Below are 21,591 nucleotides of genomic sequence, written 5' to 3'. Positions count from 1 at the left end.
GGTTCCACGGTTTTATGTTCTTGTTGGTCGAAATCGGCATCAGTATCGGAAACCCCCTGGGTTACCGCAACGCAACTTTGGTACGCCGACCCGTGTCCAGCCCTGTTCGACAATGGCACGCAGTGAACGGGGGATGCCATGGATTGTACACAAATAAATATTTGTAATGTGTACCGTTTCTCGGTTTTTTCTGATCGAACGGTCAGGCTTTTTTGGGCGCCCCCAAAGTTGGCGACAGGGCACCGGGAGGGCGTGTCTTGAGTGAAGTGGGGTGTCGCAAACCGGCTGAGGTGCTAGAGGCGCACAAATGAAAAGCGCCGCTAAAGCGGCGCTGTAGGGCGGGGCTGGAAGACGAAGAGCGCGTTACTTGACCGTTACGCCTTGGGCTGCATCGCCCTGCGAGAGGCTGTAGACGTAGGCCGCCAGCAGGTGCACCTTGTCATTGCCCTGGATCTCGGCTTGCGCAGGCATCTGGCCCTGGCGACCATAACGAATGGTCTGTTGCAGCTGGGCGAAGCTCGATCCATAGATGAAGGCCTGCGGGTGGGTCAGGTCCGGCGCACCCATGGCAGGGGTGCCCTTGCCCTCAGGTCCGTGGCAGGCCACGCAGTTGCTCGCGAACAGCTCCTTGCCCTTGACCGGGTCGGCCTTGACGCCTTCGGGAAGCTTGCGCCCATCGAGGTTGGTCAGCACGAACGCTGCCACATCCGATACGCCCTGTTCACCGATCACCTCGGCCCAGGCCGGCATCACGCCGTGACGGCCGTTCATGATCGACGCCTTGATCGTTTCAGGCTCACCGCCCCAGCGCCAGTCGTTGTCGGTCAGGTTGGGAAAGCCATAGGCGCCCTTGGCATCGGACCCGTGGCAAACCGAGCAGTTGGAGGCGAACAGGCGGCTGCCCATCTTCAATGCCTGCGGATCCTTGGCCACTTCTTCCACGGGCATGGCGGCGTACTTGGCGAAGATCGGGCCGAATTTGGCGTCAGCCTTGTCCATCTCCTTCTGCCATTCGTTGACACCGGTCCAGCCATCCTCGTAGCCCGGCAGGATGCCTTTCCAGTTGCCAAGGCCCGGATACAGCACAAGGTAGCCTGCGCTGAAGACCAGGGTGCCGACGAACAACCAGAACCACCACTTGGGCAGCGGATTGTCGTATTCCTCGATGCCATCGAAGCTGTGCCCCATGGTCTGGTCGGTCGTGCTGTTGCTCTGGCCCTTGCGGGTGCCGAGCAACAGCCAGGTCAGGCCGATCAGGCTGCCGATGGTCAGTACGCTGATGTAGGTACTCCAGAAGGCGGTCATTGTGCTTTGCTCCTCGCAGCTGCTCGGGTTTCAGGTGCCTGCTCGACAGAAGGCAGGCGGTCGTCGACGAAGGGCAGCAGGCGCGCTTCGGCGAAGTCCCGGTCGCGGCGCCGGTTGAATACCCACAGGCTCAAGCCGATGAAGGCGATCAACACCACCAGGGTGCCCAGGCCGCGGATCATGCCGATGTCCATTTCCATCGCATTCACCTCTTGTTCTTGATCGAGGTGCCCAGCACCTGCAGGTAGGCAACCAGAGCATCCATCTCGGTCTTGTTCTTGACCGCCTCGCGCGCGCCGGCAATGTCTTCGTCGGTGTAGGGCACGCCCAGGGTGCGCAGCACGCGCATCTTGGTGTCGGTGTGGCTGTTGTCGACCTGGTCGGCCACCAGCCACGGATACGATGGCATCTTCGACTCCGGTACCACGTTGCGCGGGTTGTACAGGTGCGCCCGGTGCCAGTCGTCCGAGTAGCGCCCGCCGACCCGCGCCAGGTCTGGCCCGGTGCGCTTGGAGCCCCACAGGAACGGGTGGTCCCACACGCTTTCACCGGCAACCGAATAATGACCGTAGCGCTCGGTCTCGGCGCGGAACGGGCGGATCATCTGCGAGTGGCAGCCCACGCAGCCTTCGCGAATGTAGATGTCACGGCCTTCGAGTTGCAGCGCGGTGTAGGGCTTCATGCCCTCGACCGGCGTATTGGCTACGTCCTGGAAGAACAATGGGACGATCTGGGTAAGGCCGCCGATGCTGACGGCGAAGACCATCAGCAAGGCCAGCAGGCCGACGTTTTTCTCGATGACTTCATGTTTCATCAGGCAGGTCTCCTCAAGCCAGCTGGGCGTTCGCAGGGACGGTATCCAGCGCTGGCGAACGCACCGTGCGCCAGGTGTTCCAGGCCATCAGGAACATGCCGCTGAGGAAGATCGCGCCACCGACGAAGCGCACGACGAAGCCTGGATGGCTGGCCACCAGGGTTTCGACGAACGAGTAGGTGAGCGTGCCGTCGCTGTTGACAGCGCGCCACATCAGGCCCTGGGCGATGCCGTTGACCCACATCGAAGCGATGTAGAGCACGGTGCCGATGGTGGCCAGCCAGAAGTGCGCGTTGATCAGCCCGATGCTGTACATGCGTTCTTTGCCGAAGACCTTGGGGATGGTGTGGTACAGGGCGCCGATGGAAATCATCGCTACCCAGCCCAGGGCGCCGGCATGCACGTGGCCGATGGTCCAGTCGGTATAGTGGGACAAGGCGTTGACAGTCTTGATGGCCATCATCGGGCCTTCGAAGGTGGACATGCCGTAGAAGGCCAGGGAGACCACCAGGAAGCGCAGAATGGGGTCGCTGCGCAGTTTGTGCCAGGCGCCGGACAGGGTCATCATGCCGTTGATCATGCCGCCCCAGCTTGGGGCCAGCAGCACCAGCGACATCACCATGCCCAGCGATTGAGCCCAATCAGGCAGGGCGGTGTAGTGCAGGTGGTGAGGGCCTGCCCAGATGTACAGGGTGATCAGCGCCCAGAAGTGCACGATCGACAGGCGATAGGAGTACACCGGGCGTTCGGCTTGTTTGGGCACGTAGTAGTACATCATGCCCAGGAAGCCTGCAGTCAGGAAGAAGCCCACGGCGTTGTGGCCGTACCACCACTGCACCATGGCATCGGTGGCCCCGGCGTAGACCGAGTAGGACTTGGTCAGGCTGACAGGCAGCTCCAGGTTGTTGACGATGTGCAGCATCGCCACGGTCAGGATGAAACCGCCGAAGAACCAGTTGCCCACATAGATGTGCTTGGTGTTGCGTTTCATCAGGGTGCCGAAGAACACCACGGCATACGCCACCCACACGATGGTGATCAGGATATCGATCGGCCATTCCAGTTCGGCGTATTCCTTGGAGCTGGTGTAACCCAGCGGCAGGCTGATGGCAGCCAGCAGAATCACCAGTTGCCAGCCCCAGAAGGTGAACGCGGCCAGGCGTGGCGCGAACAGGGTGGTCTGGCAGGTGCGTTGCACCGAATAATAGGAGGTGGCGAACAGCGCACAGCCGCCAAACGCGAAAATCACCGCATTGGTATGCAGTGGGCGCAGGCGGCCGAAGCTGGTCCAGGGGAGATCGAGGTTCAGGAAAGGCCAGGCAAGCTGGGCGGCGATGAAGACGCCGAGCCCCATCCCGACGATTCCCCACACCACCGTCATGATGGCGAATTGGCGGACCACCTTGTAGTTATAGGCGGTACTGCTGGTTGTGTTCATGTATGGGTTCCCATCCACGGTTATTGGCAGGCTATAGAGCGAGGCAAGCATGAGTAATGGGCAAAATGCCTGCATTGACGGGGATCAATGGGCCAAGGTCGGAAATGTCCCAGGCTTGCGCTGCACACCTGAACACGAGGTGTACGGTGAGCCGTATCGGACCTGCCTGATCCTGGCCCATGGCGCCGGAGCGCCGATGGACAGCGGGTTCATGGAGCAAATGGCGCAAAGGCTTGCAGCACGTGGCGTAGCCGTGGTGCGCTTCGAGTTCCCGTACATGGCCCAGCGTCGGCAAGGCGGCAGCAAAAGGCCACCCAATCCGCAGCCTGCCTTGCTGCAATGCTGGCGCGAGGTGTATCAACAGGTGCGACCCTTGGTCGCGGGCAAATTGGCGATCGGGGGCAAGTCGATGGGTGGGCGCATGGCCAGCTTGGTGGCCGACGAGCTGGGAGCCGATGCACTGGTGTGCCTGGGCTATCCGTTCTATGCAGCAGGCAAGCCGGAAAAGCCACGGGTCGAACACCTGGCAGGGTTGCAGACCCCGACCTTGGTCGTACAGGGTGAGCGCGATGCCTTGGGCAATCGGGAGGCGGTCGAGCGGTACACCTTGTCACCTGCGATCGAGGTGCAGTGGCTGGCGACGGGCGATCATGACCTAAAGCCCCTGAAGGCTTCCGGGTTCAGTCATGAACAGCACCTGCAGGCAGCGGCCGACAAGGTGGCGCGCTTTCTGAATGGGCAATGACGATGCACGGTGGGCGGATCCGTGGTTCATCAAGGGATGCGGCCGAGTGAAGGTACTCGGCCTGCGGCAGGCTTAGTCGCGGTACTCGCAGAGGTAGGCCGTTTCGACCTTGACTTGCAGCTGGAACTTGCTGTCGGCCGGCACGTTGAACTGGGTACCAGCAGCGAAGGTTTCCCAGGCGTCGCTGCCTGGCAGCTTCACGATCAGCGCGCCCGAGACCACGTGCATGATTTCACGCTTGGCCGTGCCGAACTCGTATTCACCAGGGGCCATCACACCGACGGTGGCCGGGCCTTCTTCGCCAGTGAAAGCGATCGACTTGACGGTGCCGTTGAAGTACTCGTTGACCTTGAACATGGGCGACTCCAGTAACAGAAGAGGGCAAAAAGGCTGGCCAGTATGCCCAAGGCCACTGGCGCCGTCATCCGCTTTGAAAGGCGCCGCCCGTCAACCGTTAGGCAGGCTCAACGGCAGCAGGCGCGCAGTGTTGCGCGCGTCTTCCAAGGCCCGGTGCTGCTGGCCGCAAAAGTGCATGCCGGCCATGTGCAGGGCACTGTTGAGCCCGGTGGGACGCTGCAGGTGACGGGCCTTGGCAAAACGCTGCTTGAGGTTGATGTGCGGCAGAGCCCGCAGGGCGCTGTCCAGGCCATGTTGCCGCCATTCCTGGAGCAATTGCACACGGTCGTAGTCGCCCCAGCTCACCCAGGCCTGCAACTGCGCATGATGGTGCGCCAGCCACCGTTCGAAACTGGGCCAGACCTCGGTAAAAGGGGCGGCCGAGTCCACGTTCGCCTGGCTGATGTGGGTCAGCTCGCGGCAGAACGGCGTCAGCTGAGGCCGCCTGCGTGGCCGCACGAAACGCTGAAAATGGTCGACCTCGCGGCCTTCGCCAGTCACCAGGCTCGCGCCGATTTCAATCACTTCCATGTCTGCGACCGGCCATCCGCCGTCGTCTGTCGTCGCTTCCAGGTCGATCACCAACCAATGGCCCATGTCAGGCTCCCTTCCAAATCTTGCTTGAGCGTAGCCAAAGTCCTGCCACTCGACACCCCTGGCATTTTGCCGCCTGCTTTGGCATAAAGAGCGCGGCCCGGCGGTTGTGCCGGGTCCGGAAAGCGCCTAGCGTAAGCGGATTCCGTTCTTGCATGTGATGAGTGTTCGTTTTGACCCTAGCGCCCGGCCTCAAGGTCCTGTCCGCACTGTTTATTTCTGCCGCCTGCTGGCTGGCGCCGTCGGCACGGGCCGTGGAGCGGGTGGAGGTCAGGGTTGGGGCTGCTCATTTTCCGCCGTACACCGTGCGTCCCGAGCAAGGTGCGGGCACTGGCCTGCTGGCGCAGTTGATCGACGCGCTGAACCTGTCGCAACCCCGTTATCGCTTTGTGCTGGTGCCCACCTCGGTGCAACGACGCTTTGGCGACCTGCTGCAAGGCCGCACCGACATGGCGGTGTTCGAGAACCCGCAATGGGGTTGGGCGCAGGTGCCGCACGAGGCGGTGGACATGGGCCTTGAAGATGCCGAAGTGTTCGTGGGGCGTACCAGCAGCCTGGCCGACCCGCACTATGTGGATGACCTGCAGGGCAAGCGCCTGGCCATGTTCAACGGCTACCACTATGCCTTTGCAGGGTTCAATCCCGACCCCAGCTACCTGCGCAAAGCCTTCAACGCTACCTTGACCTACTCCCACGACAGCAACCTGCTGATGGTGCAGGCCGGTCGCGCCGACATCGCGCTGGTGACGCGCTCGTACCTCACCGACTTTCTGGCCCGTAACCCCTCCAGTCAGGGCCGGCTGGCGGCATCGGGGCGTATCGATCAGGTCTACCACCACTATGCCGTGCTGCGTGCAGGTGGGCCGTTGTCAGCCACTGCTTTCACCGGGTTGCTGCAGGCGCTGCGCGAGAAGGGCGAGCTGGCGCGCATTTTCGAACCCTATGGCATCACGGTCACTGCCGGGCGCCCGTAGCCCCGTCAACGGCAGCGGCTAAATCCGGGGGAGCTGGCATCGTCTTGCAGAGTGAGCCTTCCTTTCACGTCACCGAGTATCGCCCATGCCCTCAGATGCCGCCTTGCAGACAACCCACACGCCACGCTGGCGCAGCCTGAGCGCCGAGCAGCGCGACGGTTTGCTGTGCCTGTCGCTCGAAGCTCGACCCTTGATCACCTTGCGTGTGCACACCCACGGCACTCCAGTGGTGCAGGTGGAATACGTCTGCTCGCAGCGGCCCTACCAGGCGCTGTGGGCGGCGTGCTACTGGCTGTTGTCCCAGCACGCCACCTGCCAGACGTTGACCTGGCAGCTGCATGAAGTGCCCGCCCAGGCGTTGGCTTCTGGCTTGTTGGTGAGCAGCGAGCAACCGGGGCAGTACTTGTGCGAGCGGGCTTTATTCTGGCAGTTGCCTCAGCCGTGGCTGGGTGATGTGCAGGCCGCGGTGTACCCGCAACAGATGCGCATCACCGCTGGTAAACGACACCCGCTGCGAGCACCCAAGCCACGAGGCGAAGTGTACCGGCGCTTCGATACGCGGCTGGGCAGCTGGGTATCGCTGCGCACCCTGGACATCGAGCACGACCTTGAGCGCTTCAACCGCTGGCAGAACGAGCCGCGGGTAGAGGCGTTCTGGCAGGAAGGGGGGAGCCTGGCGCAGCACCGCGAGTACCTGGCCAAGCTCGAAGCGGACCCCCATACCCTCACGCTGATCGGCTGCTTCGATGATCAGCCGTTTGCCTACTTCGAGGCCTATTGGGCCAAGGAAGACCGCATCGCCCCGTTCTACCAGGCCGACGATTATGACCGAGGCATCCACATGCTGGTGGGCGAACAGCAGCACCGCGGCCCGCATAAGGTCGCCAGTTGGCTCTGCGCGCTGGTGCACTACCTGTTCCTGGACGACCCGCGCACCCAGCGCGTTGTCGCCGAGCCGCGTGCCGACAATGCGCGGATGATCGGCTACATGCAGGACCAGTGCTTTCACTGCGACAAGGAATTCGACTTCCCGCACAAGCGGGCTGCGCTGATGATTCTGGGGCGGGAGCGGTTTTTTGATCGTTGTGCTTTGATTTGAGTGTGGTACTGAAGGCGGTCAAACGACTACCTGGCCTCGCACTTGAAACCAGTGATTTTGCGGATGCGCCCCGGCAAGGCCGCTCCCTGGCATTTACCTATAATGCTCACATCTCTGGGGCTGCTGCGCAGCTCATCGGGGCCGGTCCGGCGCCCCGGCAATGCCGCAGCGAGTCATCCAATCACCTTCCCGCCGTTCCTACCGCGTCATCTTCCTGCAATGCACCATCGCATCGCGAATCATGAAGTTGACCAGGGTAGGGGAGACGCCCAGCTCCTTGGCGATGTCTTTCTGCGGCACACCATGCAGGCGGTACATTTCGAATGCATAACGCGTGCGTGGCGGCAGGTCGTTCAGCGCGCGGGCGATGTCGTCCAGGGCCGCAAGGTTGATGTGGGTGGCTTCGGGCGAGGCGTTCTGCAGGACGACGTTCAGCCCTTCTTCCTCGCTGCCGGCGTATTTCAACTCCATCGCCTGCTTGCGGTAATGGTCGATGGCCAGATTGCGCACGATCTGGAACAGATAGCTCAGCTGCGCCTTGAACGAAGAGGTGATCTGCGGAGCGCTGCCGAGCCTGAAGAAGGCATCCTGCACCACATCTTCGGCCCGCGAGCGGCAGCCGGTGATGCGAGCGGCAATCTTGAGCAAGATGCTGCGGTTTTCTACGAAAGCTTGGAGCAGTGGTGAATCGCACTTACTTGTGGACAGTTGTTCCGCCATGGAAATCACCTGGATGCAAAGGGTAAAGAGCGCGTTGGGGTGTAGGACGCGTCCTAGGACGAGCGACAAGCTATTCAGAATGATAATGATTGTCAAATACGAAACTAAATTAGTATCTGTATCTTTCAGTTCTAAGTCTCGCCTCGACCCGCTTGCGTACCCGCAGGATGGCGCCACGGCTGTAGCTGCGCCTGGCTAACTCGCCATGGCCGTCTTTCTCCACCTGACCCGCGCTTCGTTAATTTCTGCCCCCCGCCATCCGTTCCCCTCTGTACATCCCCGGCCGCTGATGCTGTCCGCCCCTGCAGGTGGCCACACCGGCCCGCCCAACCCGACACCGGCAGGAACACCCATGACGCATGCCTTCGAACTCCCGACTTCGCTGGTCCAGGCCCTGATGCAACGCGCCGTACAGAGCCCGGACAAGATCGCCTTGCGCTTTCTGGCCGATGCGCCCGGCGAACAGGCCGTGCTCACCTACCAGGCGCTTGACCAGCGCGCCCGCGCCATCGCCGCCGCGCTGCAGGCGCGGGCCACATGCGGGGACCGTGCCGTGCTGTTGTTTCCCAGCGGCCCGGACTACGTGGCGGCGTTCTTCGGCTGCCTGTATGCCGGCGTCATCGCGGTGCCGGCCTACCCTCCGGAGTCCGCGCGTCAGCACCATCAGGAGCGCCTGCTTTCGATCATCGACGACGCCGAGCCGCGCCTGCTGCTGACCATCGCGCGATTGCAAGAAAGCCTTCAGGGCCTGGAGGCGCTGCAAGCCGCGCAGGCCCCGGAGCTGCTGGCCGTTGACCGGCTCGATCCCGCACGGGCGGCGGATTGGCGCGAGCCTGCATTGCAACCCCATGACATCGCGTTCCTGCAGTACACGTCCGGCTCCACGGCCCTGCCAAAAGGAGTGCAGGTCAGCCACGGCAACCTGGTGGCGAACGAACAGCTGATCCGCCACGGCTTCGGTATCGACCTGAACCCTGACGACGTGATCGTCAGCTGGCTCCCGCTCTACCACGACATGGGCCTGATCGGCGGCCTGCTGCAGCCGATCTTCAGCGGCGTGCCCTGCGTGCTGATGTCGCCGGGTTATTTCCTGGCGCGGCCGCTGCGTTGGTTGCAGGCCATCAGTGAGTACGGCGGCACCATCAGCGGCGGCCCTGACTTTGCGTACCGCCTGTGCAGCGAGCGGATCAGCAAGGCTTCACTGGCCGGGCTCGACCTGAGCCGCTGGCGGGTGGCGTACTCGGGCTCCGAGCCGATTCGCCAGGACAGCCTGGCCACCTTCGCCGACACCTTCCAGGCCTGCGGCTTCAAGCCACACAGCTTCTTCGCCAGCTACGGGCTGGCTGAGGCGACGTTGTTCGTCAGCGGCAGCCGCCGCGGTGAGGGCATCGGCGCCTTGGCGCTCGATGCCCAGGCCTTTGCCGAAAACCGCGCCGAGCCGGGCGAGGGCAGCGTGGTGATGAGCTGCGGCTGGCCACAGCCAGGCCATGCGGTACGCATCGTCGAACCCGGGCAGTGCCAGGTGCTGGCGGACAACCAGGTGGGGGAAATCTGGGCCGCCGGGCCAAGCATCGCCCACGGGTACTGGCGCAACGCCCAGGCCAGCGCCCAGACGTTCGTCGAGGCGGATGGCCAGCGCTGGCTGCGCACAGGCGACCTGGGTTTCATGCGCGGCGGCGAGGTGTTCGTCACCGGTCGCCTGAAAGACATGCTCATCGTGCGCGGGCAGAACCTCTACCCGCAGGACCTGGAAAAAACCCTTGAGCGTGAGGTGCCTGCGCTGCGCAAGGGCAGGGTGGCCGTCTTCGCCGTCGAGCACGAGGGCGAGCAAGCCATTGGCGTGGCGGTGGAAATCAGCCGCAACGTGCAGAAGACGACAGCCCCCGAGGCACTGATCAAAACGCTTCGTCACGTCGTCGCCGATGCCTGCCGCCAGGCCCCGGCCGTGGTCCTGTTGCTCAACCCGGGTGCCTTGCCCAAGACCTCCAGCGGCAAACTCCAGCGCTCGGCCTGTCGCCTGCGCATGGACGATGGCACCCTCGATTGCTACGCGCGCTTTCCCCAGCTCGCTTTGCCGGCCACCCAGGCCATGACCGGCGACGGGTTGCAGGCGCAAATCGCCCGTCTCTGGTGCGACATTCTCAAGGTCGAGGCGGTGGCGGCGGACGACCATTTCATGCTGTTGGGCGGCAACTCCATTGCTGCCACCCAGGTCACGGCAGCGCTGGCCGACGCCTTGGGCATCGAGCTGAGCCTGCGCACCCTTTTCGAGGCCCCGGTGCTGGCCGACTATACCCAGGCGGTTGCCACAAGCCTTGCCCAAGGCCAGCAAACAGAGGCCATCGCGCTGTTGTCCCGCGACAGGCCACTGCCCCAGTCGCTGGCGCAGAACCGCCTGTGGCTGCTCTGGCAGCTGCAGCCGCAGTCGGCTGCCTACAACATCCCTGCTGGCCTGCAACTGCGCGGGGCCCTGGATGAACCTGCTCTGGAAGCCGCCCTGCAGGCGCTGGTGGCCCGCCACGAAGCCTTGCGCACGGTGTTCAGCGAAGTCGACGGCCAGGCAGTGCAACGCATCCTGGCTCACCTGCCGGTGAACCTTCAGCGGCTCGACCTGCAGGGGCAAGCGCCTGAGCAGGTCGACAGCCAGCGGGAGGTCGAGGCGTGCCTGCCGTTCGATCTGCAGAACGGTCCGCTGCTGCGCCTGACGCTGGTCCATCTGGACGAGGAGCATCACCAGCTTTGGGTCACCCTGCACCACATTGCCGCCGACGGCTGGTCGCTCACCCTGCTCATGGACGAGCTGGCGCGCCTCTATGCGGCGTATTGCCAGGGTCTTGAACCCAAGCTGACCCCGCTCGGGCTGGGCTACGCCGACTACGGCAACTGGCAGCGCACGTGGTTGGCAGAGGGTGCAGCTGAGCGTCAGCTCGCCTACTGGCTCGATCAGCTGGACGATGCAGCGCCGGTCCTGGACCTGTGCACCGACCATCCCCGCGCCAGCGACCGTGGCAAGCACGCCGCACGCCTGAACGTGAAGGTGCCCGCGCACCTGTCCCAGGCCCTCAAGGCCCTGGCACATCAACACCACTGCAGCCTGTTCATGGTGCTGCTGGCGGGCTGGCAGGCGCTGCTGCACCGCTATACCGGCCAGGCCGACATCCGCGTCGGTGTGCCCAATGCCAACCGCTCGCGTCTGCAAAGCCAAGGGCTGGTGGGTTTCTTCATCAATACCCAGGTACTGCGCGCTCAGGTGCATGGCCGGCTGCCGTTCGCCGAATTGCTCGGCCAGGTGCGCCAGGCCACCCTGGAGGCACAGGCCAACCAGGACCTGCCGTTCGAGCAGTTGGTCGAGGCGCTGCCCCAGGCCCGGGAACAAGGCCTGTTCCAGGTCATGTTCAACCACCAGCAGCGCGACCTGTCGGCGTTGCGACGCCTGCCGGGCCTGCTGGCCGAAGAACTGCCCTGGCACAGCCGGGAAGCCAAATTTGACCTGCAACTGCACAGCGAAGAAGACCATCAGGGCCGTGTGCGCCTGGCATTCGACTACGCCAGCGCGCTGTTCGAGCAGGACACGGTGGCGCGGCTTGCCCAGCAGCTGTTGAGCCTGTTCGAGCACGTCTGCGAAACGCCGCAACTGCCCATTGGCGAGGTACCTTTGCTGGATGAGGCGAGCCGCGCACGGTTGCTGGGCTGGGGGCAAGCGCCGGCTGCGCAGCCGCCACAGTTGCTGGTCGAACAGCTCAACGAGCAGGCTCGCCTGCACCCGCAGCGCACCGCACTGGTGTGGGAGGGCGGCAGCCTCGGCTACGCCGAACTGCATCAGCAGGCCAATCGCCTGGCCCATTACCTGCGCGACAAGGGCATTGGCCCCGATACCTGCGTGGCCATCGCCATCGAGCGCTCGCCCCAGCTGCTGGTAGGCCTGCTGGCCATCCTCAAGGCCGGCGGCGCCTATGTGCCCCTGGACGTGGAGTACCCGGCCGAGCGTCTGGCCTACATGCTGGCCGACTGCGACGCCGGCCTGCTGCTCACCCACAGCAGCCAATTGGCTACTTTGCCGCACGTGCAGGGTGTTGGCGTGATCGCGCTGGACCAACTGCACCTGGACAACTGGCCGAGCCAACCGCCCCGGCTGCACCTGGACGCCGACAACCTGGCCTACGTGATCTATACCTCTGGCTCTACCGGCCAGCCCAAGGGCGTGGGCAACACCCATGGGGCGCTCGCCGAGCGGCTGCAGTGGATGCAGGCGACTTACGCACTGGGCGCGGACGACGTGCTGATGCAGAAGGCACCGATCAGTTTCGATGTTTCGGTGTGGGAATGTTTCTGGCCGCTGATCATCGGCTGCAAGCTGCTGCTTGCCGGTGCCGGTGAGCACCGCGACCCGCAGCGCATCGCAGCGCTGGTGCAGGCCCATGGCGTGACGACCTTGCATTTCGTGCCGCCTCTGTTGCAAGTGTTCGTGCAGGAGCCCCTGGCCGCAGGCTGCAGCAGCCTGCGCCGCCTGTTCTCTGGTGGCGAGGCGTTGCCGGCCGCCCTGCGGGATCGGGTGTTGCAGGTGCTGCCACAGGTGCAGCTGCACAACCGTTACGGCCCGACCGAAACCGCCATCAACGTCACCCACTGGCATTGCACCGCCAGCGACGGTGGGCATTCGCCCATGGGGCGCCCCCTGAGCAATGTGCTGTGCCAGGTGCTGGACGATGAGCTGCACTTGAGCGTACCTGGCGTACCCGGCGAGCTGTACTTGGGTGGCACGGGCCTGGCCCGTGGCTACCTGGGCCGCCCTGGCCTGACGGCCGAGCGCTTCGTGCCCCAGCCCGACGGCAACGGCCAGCGCCTGTACCGAAGCGGCGACCGAGTGCGCTGGTTGGTGCAGTACCCGGCGCTCGAGTACCTGGGGCGCCTGGACCACCAGGTGAAAGTCCGCGGCTTCCGTGTGGAGCCCGAAGAAGTGCAGGCCTGCCTGCTGGCCCAGGCCGGCGTCGAGCAGGCGGTGGTGCAGGTTCGCCAGGACACCGTAGGTGCACAACTGGTGGGTTACTACAGTGGCACCGCCGAATCGAGCGCCCTGCTCGCGGCACTCGCCGGGCAGCTTCCGGCCTACATGGTGCCGGCACAGCTCATGTGGCTGGCGCAGATGCCGCTCGGCCCGAATGGCAAGGTCGATCGCAAGGCATTACCGGCGCCTGTGTGGCAGCAACGTGAACACATCGAGCCGCACAGCCCCTTGCAACGACAGGTCGCGGCCATCTGGTGCGAAGTGCTGGGCCTGCCCCAGGTCGGCTTGCAGGACGATTTCTTCGCCTTGGGCGGGCACTCCTTGTTGGCGACGCAAATCGTCTCGCGCACGCGCCAGGCCTGCGACGTCGAACTACCGTTGAAGGCCTTGTTCGACGCCAGCGAGCTGGGCGCTTTCTGTACCGAAGTTGCGCGCATCCAGGCAAGCGGTGAACGCAATGCGCAAGGTGACATCCCGCGCGTGGATCGCCGTCAGGCGGTGCCGCTTTCCTATTCGCAACAGCGCATGTGGTTCCTCTGGCAAATGGAGCCCAACAGCCCGGCCTACAACGTCGGTGGCATGGCGCGCCTGCGCGGCACCTTGCATGTGGATGCCTTCGAGCGGGCGTTGCACGCGCTAATCGTGCGTCACGAAACCCTGCGCACCACCTTCCCCAGCATCGAGGGCGTGCCTTACCAGTGCGTGACCAACGACAGCAACCTGCAGCTGGCTTGGCAAGATTTCAGCGCACTGCCCGACGCTGCTCGCCAGCACAGCCTGCAACAGTTGGCCGACCAGCAGGCACACCAAGCCTTCGACCTGGAAAGTGGCCCCCTGCTGCGTGCCTGCCTGGTCAAGCTGCAAGAGCGCGAACACGTCTTCGTGCTCACCTTGCATCACATCGTCACCGAAGGCTGGGCCATGGACATTTTTGCCCGCGAACTGGGCGAGCTGTACGAAGCCTTCGTCGACGACCGTGAGTCGCCGCTGGCACCTTTGCCCGTCCAGTACCTGGACTACAGCGTATGGCAACGGCAATGGCTGGACAGCGGTGAGGGCGCTCGCCAGCTGGCCTACTGGAAACAGCGCCTCGGCCAGGAGCACCCGGTACTGGCGCTGCCCACCGACCGTCCTCGGCCTGCCGTGCAAAGCCATAAGGGCGAGCTCTACAGGTTCGAGCTTGACCCTGCGCTGGTTCAGCGCGTGCACGCCTTCAACAGCCAGCGTGGCCTGACCTTGTTCATGACCATGACCGCTACCCTGGCCGTGCTGCTGCATCGCTACAGCGGCCAGCGCGACCTGCGCATCGGCGCCCCGGTGGCCAACCGCATCCGCCCCGAGAGCGAAGGGCTGATCGGTGCTTTCCTCAATACCCAGGTGCTGCGCTGCGAGCTGGACGGCCAGATGACCGGTGCCCAGGTGCTCGAGCAGGTGCGCCAGGCAGCCATCGAGGGGCAGTCCCACCAGGACCTGCCGTTCGAACAACTGGTCGAAGCCTTGCACCCACCGCGCAGCAGCGCCTACAACCCGCTGTTCCAGGTGATGTGCAACGTGCAGCGCTGGGCCTTCCAGCAAAGCCGTACGCTGGCCGGCATGCAGGTGGACTACCTGGTCAACGACGCGGCCGCCACCAAGTTCGACCTCTACCTGGAGGTCACGGACCTCGATGGCCGGCTGGGCTGCTGCCTGACCTATAGCCAGGACCTGTTCGACGCGCCACGCATCGCGCGCATGGCTGCGCACTGGCAGCAGTTGCTGGTCGGTCTGCTGGATCAGCCGCAGCAACGCCTGTGCGAGCTGCCGATGCTCAGCGGTGCCGAACAGCAGGGGCTGGTCGCGCAGCTGTGTGGTGAGCCGAGCAGTGCGGCGCGGCATACGCTGCATGGGCTGTTCGCGGCTCAGGCGGCCCAAGACCCACACGCACGGGCCCTGACGTTCGCCGGTCAGCACCTGAGCTACGCCGAGCTCGATCAGCAGGCCAACCGCCTGGCCCGTGCCTTGCGCGAACGCGGTGTCGGCCCGCAGGTGCGGGTGGGCGTGGCGCTCGAACGTTCGCTGGACATGGTCGTCGGCCTGCTGGCTGTACTCAAGGCCGGCGGCGCCTACGTGCCGCTCGACCCGGAGTACCCGCTGGACCGCTTGCGCTACATGATCGAGGACAGCCAGGTCGGCGTGCTGCTGGGCCAACGCCGCTTGCTGCAGGACCTCGGGCCGTTGCCGGAGCGCCTGGCCTGCTGGAGCCTTGAAGACGATCAGCCGACGCTGGGCGCCTACAGCGAGGCGCCGCTGGACGATGTGAGCCTGGCGCAGCACCCGGCTTATCTGATCTACACCTCCGGCTCCACCGGCAAACCCAAGGGTGTGGTGGTCAGCCATGGCGAGTTCACCATGCATTGCCAGGCGGTGATCGAGGCGTTCGGCATGCGCAGCGACGATTGCGAGCTGCATTTCTATTCCATCAATTTCGACGCGGCCAGCGAACGGCTATGGGTGCCGCTGCTGTGTGGCGCACGCGTGGTCATCCGTGCCCAAGGGCAATGGGGCGCCGACGAGATCTGCCAGCTGGTGCGAGAGCAGCACGTCAGTGTGCTGGGCTTCACGCCCAGCTACGGCAGTCAGTTGGCCCAGCATCTGGCACTACAGGGCGAGTGCCTGCCGGTGCGCCTGGTGATCACCGGGGGCGAGGCATTGACTGGCGAGCACCTGCAGCGCATCCGCCAGGCTTTCATCCCTGATCAGCTGTTCAACGCCTATGGCCCCACCGAAACCGTGGTCATGCCGCTGGCCGCCCTGGCCCCGCAAACGCTGGCGGCCGACCTGGGCAGCGTGCCCATCGGGCGGGTGATCGGTCAACGCACGGCCTACATCCTCGATGACGACCTGGCCCTGTTGCCCCAGGGTGGCATCGGTGAGCTGTATGTGGGCGGCGCTGGCCTGGCCCAGGGCTACCACGATCGCCCCGGCCTCACCGCCGAACGCTTCGTCGCCGACCCTTTCAGCCACACAGGCGGGCGCCTGTACCGCACAGGCGACCTGGTGCGCCTGGGCCAGGATGGCCTGGTGGAGTACATCGGGCGCGCCGACCAGCAGGTGAAGATTCGCGGCTTCCGTATCGAGCTGGGTGAGATCGAGAGCCGTTTGCAGGCCCATGCCGATGTGGATCAAGCGGTGGTCATCGCCGTGGACATGCAGGGCGTACGGCAACTGGTCGGCTACCTCGTAAGCCCGTACGCAGCTGCCGACACCCATGCCCGGCAACAGCTGCGCGAGGCCGTCAAGGCCCATGCCCATCGGCATCTGCCGGACTACATGGTGCCGGCGCACCTGGTGCTGCTCGAGTCCCTGCCGCTGATGGGCAACGGCAAGCTGGACCGCCGCGCTTTGCCGCTGCCCGACCTCGACCAGGCTCGCCAGCAGTACCAGGCGCCGGCCAATGAGGTGCAAGCGCAATTGGCGCAGGTCTGGGGCGAGGTGCTCAACGTCGATCAGGTCGGCGTTCAGGACAATTTCTTCGAGCTGGGCGGTGACTCGATCCTGTCGATCCAGGTGGTCAGCCGCGCGCGACAGGCCGGCCTGCAATTTACCCCGCGCGACCTGTTCCAGCACCAGACCATCCAGGCCCTGGCGGCCATCGTGCAGCCGGTGCAGGCCACCGACAGCATCGAGCAAGGCCTGCGCCAAGGCATCGCCCAGCTGACCCCGATCCAGCACTGGTTCTTCGACAGCGCCTTGGCGCAGCCGCAGCACTGGAACCAGGCCGTGCTGTTGCAATGCCGCACGCCGCTGGACGAGACCCGGCTGCAAACCGCGCTGGCCGCCCTGGTCGAGCACCACGACAGCTTGCGCCTGCGTTTCAGCGATGCGGCTGGCCGTTGGCAGGGTGAGTACGCCCAGCCTGATGATCAACAGCTGCTGTGGTCGGCCACGGTCGCCGACCTGGACGATTGCCAGGCGCTGTACACCGACCTGCAACGCAGCCTCGACCTGAAGCGCGGTCCTTTGCTCCGTGGCTTGCTGGTGAGTGACGGGGAGGGTGAGCAACGCCTGGCATTGGCCATCCATCACGTGGTGGTCGACGGCGTTTCCTGGCGCATCCTGCTCGAAGACCTGCAGGCGGTGTACCGAGGCCAGGCCCTGCCGGCCAAGACCCATGCCCCAGGTGATTGGGCGGCGCGGCTGGCCGCCTATGCCAGCAGCGATTCGCTGCGTGATGAGCTGGGCAGGTGGCAGGCGCAAGTGGGCGAGGTACGCCATGAGCTGCCCTGCGATCATCCACAAGGCGGCAACTTGCAGCGTCATGCCCGTACCGTGACCATCAGCCTGGATGCGCAGCAGACCCGCCAGTTGCTGCAGCAGGCGCCTGCGGCCTACCACACCCAGGTCAATGACCTGCTACTGACGGCACTTGCCCGCACCCTGTGCCAGTGGACGGGTCAGCCACAGGCGCTGGTGCAGTTGGAAGGCCATGGCCGCGACGGGTTGTTCGAGGACATGGATCTGACCCGCAGCGTCGGCTGGTTCACCAATGCCTACCCGTTGAGCCTGTCGCCCCTGGCAGGGGATGATGACCAAGCTCTGGCAGCGTCCATCAAGCACATCAAGGAGCAGTTGCGCCAGGTGCCGCACAAGGGCCTTGGCTACGGTGTGCTGCGCTACCTGGCGGACCCGGCAACGCGCGAGCACATGGCGGCCCTGGCGCAAGCGCGCATCACCTTCAACTACCTTGGGCAGTTCGACCAGCAGTTCGACGACGGCGCGCTGTTCACGCCGGTGGACGCGCCGGTGGGCTTGGCCCATGACCCGGATGCGCCGCTGCCCAACTGGCTGAGTGTCGATGGCCAGGTCTACGGCGGTGCGTTGCAACTGCGCTGGACATTCAGCAGTGAACGCTATGAACCGCACACCATCGCCACACTGGCAAACGCCTATCGCCAAGAACTGATAACGCTGATCGACCATTGCCTGGCAGACGGGCAGGGCAGCTACACCCCCTCGGACTTCCCCCTGGCGCACCTTACCCAGGCGCAGATCGACGCGCTGCCCGTGCCAGCCAACCTGATCGAGGACGTCTACCCGCTGACCCCCATGCAGGAAGGCATGCTGCTGCACACCCTGCTCGAACCCGGCACCGGCCTGTACTACATGCAGGATCGCTATCGCATCAACAGCGCACTCGACCCCCAGCGCTTCGCCCTGGCCTGGCAACAGGTGGTGGCGCGGCACGAAGCCTTGCGCGCCTCGTTCAGCTGGAACAGTGGCGAGGCCATGCTGCAGATCATCCACAAGCCCGGGCAACTGGCCATGGATTACCAGGACTGGCGCGACCTGGACGCCGCCGACCAGGAGGCTCGCTTGCAAGCCCTGCACAAGCAGGAGCGCGAAGCCGGCTTCGACGTGTTGCATACGCCGCCGTTCCACCTGCGCCTGGTGCGTGTGGCCGATGCGCGCTACTGGTTCATGATGAGCAACCACCACATCCTCATCGATGCCTGGTGCCGCTCGCTGCTGATGAACGACTTCTTCGAAATCTACAAGGCGCTGGGCGAGGGCCGGCAGGCGCAACTACCGGTGCCGCCGCGCTACCGCGACTACATCGGCTGGCTGCAGCGCCAGGGGCTGGACGACGCGCGCGCCTGGTGGCAAGCCAACCTGGCCGGCTTCGAGCGCGCCACGGCACTGCCAAGCGACCGCCCGCTGCGCCATGAGCATGCGGGCAGCGGCATGATCGTCGGCGATTGCTACACACGCCTGGCGGTCAGTGAGGGCGCTCGCCTGCGCGAGCTGGCCCAGGCCCACCAGTTGACCGTCAACACCTTCGCCCAGGCAGCCTGGGCCCTGGTGCTGGCGCGCTACAGCGGCGAGCGCGACGTGGCCTTCGGCGTGACCGTGGCGGGTCGGCCGGTGAGCATGCCGCAGATGCAGCGCACCGTCGGCCTGTTCATCAACAGCGTGGTGCTGCGCGTACAGCTGCCAGCGGCCGGCCAGGGGTGCAGTGTGCGCCAGTGGTTGCAGGGGTTGCTGGAGCGCAACATGGAACTGCGCGAGTACGAATACCTGCCACTGGTGGACATTCAGGCATGCAGCGAACTGCCCAAGGGCCAGCCCTTGTTCGACAGCCTGTTCGTGTTCGAGAACGCCCCGGTGGAAACCGCCGTGCTCGACCACGCCCAGCACCTGGATGCCACCTCCGACTCAGGCCGCACCCACACCAATTTCCCGCTCACCGCGGTCTGTTACCCAAGTGATGACCTGGGCCTGCACCTCTCGTTCGACCAGCGCTACTTCGACTACCCAACGGTCGAGCGCTTGCTGGCCGAATTCAAACGCCTGCTCCTGGCGCTGGTCCAGGGCTTCGACGGACAAGTGCAAGCGTTGCCGCTGGTGGGCGCCGAGGAACAGCATTTCTTGCTCCAGACATGCAACAACACCCAGCGGGCCTATCCCTTGGAGCACAGCTATGTCGCGCAGTTCGAGGCGCGCGTGGCCGCCCATCCCCAGCGTACCGTGGCCCGGTGCCTGGACGCCGAGTACGACTATGCCGGCCTGAACCTGGCGGCCAACCGCCTGGGCCATGCACTGATCGAGGCGGGTGTCCGGGTGGATCAACCGGTGGCCCTGCTGGCCGATCGTGGTTTGCCACTGCTGGGCATGATCGTGGGCAGCTTCAAGGCCTGTGCCGGTTACCTGCCGCTGGACCCAGGCCTGCCTACTGCGCGCCTGCAAAGCATTCTTGAGCTCAGCCGCGCGCCAGTGCTGGTGTGCAGCGCGGCCTGCGCCGAGCAGGGGCAGGCCTTGCTGCAAGCCATGGACCCTGCCGTACGCCCCCAGTTGCTGGTGTGGGAAACCGTCCAGACCTGCACCACGGCCAGCCACAACCCTGAGGTCTACAGCGGCCCGGATAACCTCGCCTATGTGATCTACACCTCAGGCTCCACCGGCTTACCCAAGGGCGTGATGGTGGAACAGCGCGGCATGCTCAACAACCAACTGAGCAAGGTGCCCTACCTGGCGCTGACCGAACACGATGTCATCGCGCAGACGGCATCGCAGAGCTTCGACATTTCGGTGTGGCAGTTCCTGGCCGCGCCGCTGTTCGGCGCCCGGGTCGAAATCGTGCCCAACGCCATTGCCCACGATCCCCAGGGCCTGCTCACCCATGTTCAGGCCACCGGCATCACCGTCCTTGAGAGCGTGCCATCGCTGATCCAGGGCATGCTTGCCAACGAACACCAGGCGCTGGACGGCCTGCGCTGGATGCTGCCAACCGGCGAGGCCATGCCACCGGAGTTGGCGGCGCAGTGGTTGCAGCGTTACCCACGGATCGGCCTGGTCAACGCCTACGGGCCAGCGGAATGCTCGGATGACGTGGCGTTCTTCCGTGTCGATGCCGCCTCCACCCAGGGCAGCTACTTGCCCATCGGCACCCCGACCGACAATAACCGGCTGTACCTGCTGGGCGATGAACAGCAACTGGTGCCGCTGGGCGCCGTGGGTGAGTTGTGCGTGGCGGGTACGGGCGTGGGGCGAGGCTACGTGGGCGACCCGGCACGCACGGCATTGGCGTTCATTCCCCACCCTTACGGTGCACCCGGCGAGCGTGTGTACCGCACCGGCGACCTGGCCCGCCAGCGACCTGACGGGGTGTTCGAGTACGTGGGCCGTGTCGATCACCAGGTGAAGATTCGCGGTTATCGTATCGAACTGGGTGAAATCGAAGCCCGGCTGCACGAGCAGCCGCAGGTCCGCGATGCAGCGGTGGCCGTGCAGGATGGTGTCAACGGCAAGCATCTGGTGGGTTATCTGGTGCCGCACCACGGGCTAAAGGGCGACGACACCGTGCTCGCTCAGCTCAAGGCACGCCTGCGCGCCGAGCTGCCCGAGTACATGGTGCCCCTGCATTGGGCCTGGCTCGAAGCCTTGCCTCACAACGCCAACGGCAAGCTCGACCGCAAGGCCCTGCCTGCCGTCGACATCGGCAACCAGCACAGCCAGGCCTATCAGGCACCGCGCAGCGAGCTCGAAGGCCTGCTGGCCGGTATCTGGGCCGAGGTGCTCAAGGCCGACCGGGTTGGCGTACACGACAACTTCTTCGAACTGGGCGGGCACTCGCTACTGGCCACCCAGATCGCCTCGCGGGTGCAGAAGCAACTTCAGCTGAACGTGCCATTGCGGGCGATGTTTGAGTGCAGCACGGTGGCGGAATTGGCCGTGTACGTGGAGGGACTGCAGGGCAGCGCCCTGGATGAAGACAAGGTGGACCGGTTGAGTGACTTGATGGCGGAGTTGGAAGGGTTGTGAGGGGCGGCGGGCGATGGGTAATCGCCCGTTCGTTCAAGGGCTAACGAGGCCGGATGATTGGCGGGGCTGAAATCCTTGGGGCTGCTGCGCAGCCCCAAGGACATGAGCTGGCTCGCTCGGGTCGCGGCTCAAGGGGGGCCTCGCAAGCTGCCGTCTTCACCTTTCTCAAGCGTGTTCACTGCGCCTGTGATAACGACTTGCGT

At 64.8% G+C, this 21,591-nt stretch carries 11 protein-coding genes; 4 read left to right on the top strand and 7 right to left on the bottom strand.

Annotated elements, in window-relative coordinates; translation table 11 throughout:
* Nucleotides 1-363: 363 nt before the first annotated feature.
* From ccoP to ccoN, 4 genes are read right to left on the bottom strand one after another with little or no spacing between them, the layout of a single operon-like run.
* Nucleotides 364-1,305 carry a cytochrome-c oxidase, cbb3-type subunit III gene (gene ccoP, locus ACF8GB_RS02890; RefSeq protein ID WP_058638570.1) on the bottom strand — a complete coding sequence of 314 codons (942 nt, stop codon included), beginning with the start codon at nt 1,303-1,305 and terminating at the stop codon, nt 364-366.
* Nucleotides 1,302-1,505, bottom strand: a complete 204-nt coding sequence (locus ACF8GB_RS02885; RefSeq protein ID WP_058638571.1) for a cbb3-type cytochrome c oxidase subunit 3 — start codon at nt 1,503-1,505, stop codon at nt 1,302-1,304. The genes ccoP and ACF8GB_RS02885 overlap by 4 nt, the downstream gene beginning before the upstream one ends.
* A gap of 5 nt (nt 1,506-1,510) precedes the next feature.
* Nucleotides 1,511-2,119 carry a cytochrome-c oxidase, cbb3-type subunit II gene (gene ccoO / locus ACF8GB_RS02880; protein ID WP_058604818.1) on the bottom strand — a complete coding sequence of 203 codons (609 nt, stop codon included), beginning with the start codon at nt 2,117-2,119 and terminating at the stop codon, nt 1,511-1,513.
* A gap of 13 nt (nt 2,120-2,132) precedes the next feature.
* The gene (gene ccoN / locus ACF8GB_RS02875) at nt 2,133-3,557 is read right to left on the bottom strand and encodes a cytochrome-c oxidase, cbb3-type subunit I (RefSeq protein WP_058604819.1); all 1,425 of its coding nucleotides are present in this window, start codon (nt 3,555-3,557) and stop codon (nt 2,133-2,135) included.
* A 49-nt stretch (nt 3,558-3,606) separates the two neighbouring features.
* Between ccoN and ACF8GB_RS02870 the strand changes: the two genes are divergently transcribed.
* On the top strand, nt 3,607-4,302 hold the full coding sequence (locus ACF8GB_RS02870) for an alpha/beta fold hydrolase (protein WP_326384014.1): 696 nt from the start codon (nt 3,607-3,609) through the stop codon (nt 4,300-4,302).
* 72 nt (nt 4,303-4,374) lie between these two features.
* On the opposite strand, the gene ACF8GB_RS02865 is transcribed toward ACF8GB_RS02870, so the two are convergent.
* Both ACF8GB_RS02865 and ACF8GB_RS02860 read right to left on the bottom strand, forming a co-directional pair.
* A complete protein-coding gene (locus tag ACF8GB_RS02865) occupies nt 4,375-4,659 on the bottom strand; it encodes a pyrimidine/purine nucleoside phosphorylase (protein WP_058604821.1) in 285 nt (94 codons plus the stop codon).
* A gap of 90 nt (nt 4,660-4,749) precedes the next feature.
* Nucleotides 4,750-5,295, bottom strand: coding sequence for an exonuclease domain-containing protein (locus tag ACF8GB_RS02860; protein ID WP_058638573.1), 546 nt, complete (start codon nt 5,293-5,295; stop codon nt 4,750-4,752).
* A 170-nt stretch (nt 5,296-5,465) separates the two neighbouring features.
* On the opposite strand from ACF8GB_RS02860, the gene ACF8GB_RS02855 reads away from it, so the two are divergent.
* Both ACF8GB_RS02855 and ACF8GB_RS02850 read left to right on the top strand, forming a co-directional pair.
* A complete protein-coding gene (locus ACF8GB_RS02855; RefSeq protein WP_058638574.1) occupies nt 5,466-6,266 on the top strand; it encodes an ABC transporter substrate-binding protein in 801 nt (266 codons plus the stop codon).
* An 85-nt stretch (nt 6,267-6,351) separates the two neighbouring features.
* The gene (locus ACF8GB_RS02850; protein WP_392526516.1) at nt 6,352-7,365 is read left to right on the top strand and encodes a GNAT family N-acetyltransferase; all 1,014 of its coding nucleotides are present in this window, start codon (nt 6,352-6,354) and stop codon (nt 7,363-7,365) included.
* A gap of 198 nt (nt 7,366-7,563) precedes the next feature.
* Here the strand turns inward: ACF8GB_RS02850 and ACF8GB_RS02845 are convergent, their stop codons facing one another.
* On the bottom strand, nt 7,564-8,085 hold the full coding sequence (locus ACF8GB_RS02845; RefSeq protein WP_058604825.1) for an RNA polymerase factor sigma-70: 522 nt from the start codon (nt 8,083-8,085) through the stop codon (nt 7,564-7,566).
* Nucleotides 8,086-8,437: 352 nt separating this feature from the next.
* Between ACF8GB_RS02845 and ACF8GB_RS02840 the strand changes: the two genes are divergently transcribed.
* Complete coding sequence (locus ACF8GB_RS02840) at nt 8,438-21,388, top strand: non-ribosomal peptide synthetase (RefSeq protein WP_392526515.1); 12,951 nt, start codon at nt 8,438-8,440, stop codon at nt 21,386-21,388.
* Nucleotides 21,389-21,591: the final 203 nt, after the last annotated feature.

Source organism: Pseudomonas sp. xss_4 (assembly GCF_043104125.1).
GTDB lineage: Bacteria > Pseudomonadota > Gammaproteobacteria > Pseudomonadales > Pseudomonadaceae > Aquipseudomonas > Aquipseudomonas parafulva_B.
Note: the sequence above shows the minus strand (reverse complement) of the source record. Positions and strands in the feature narration are given on the sequence as shown.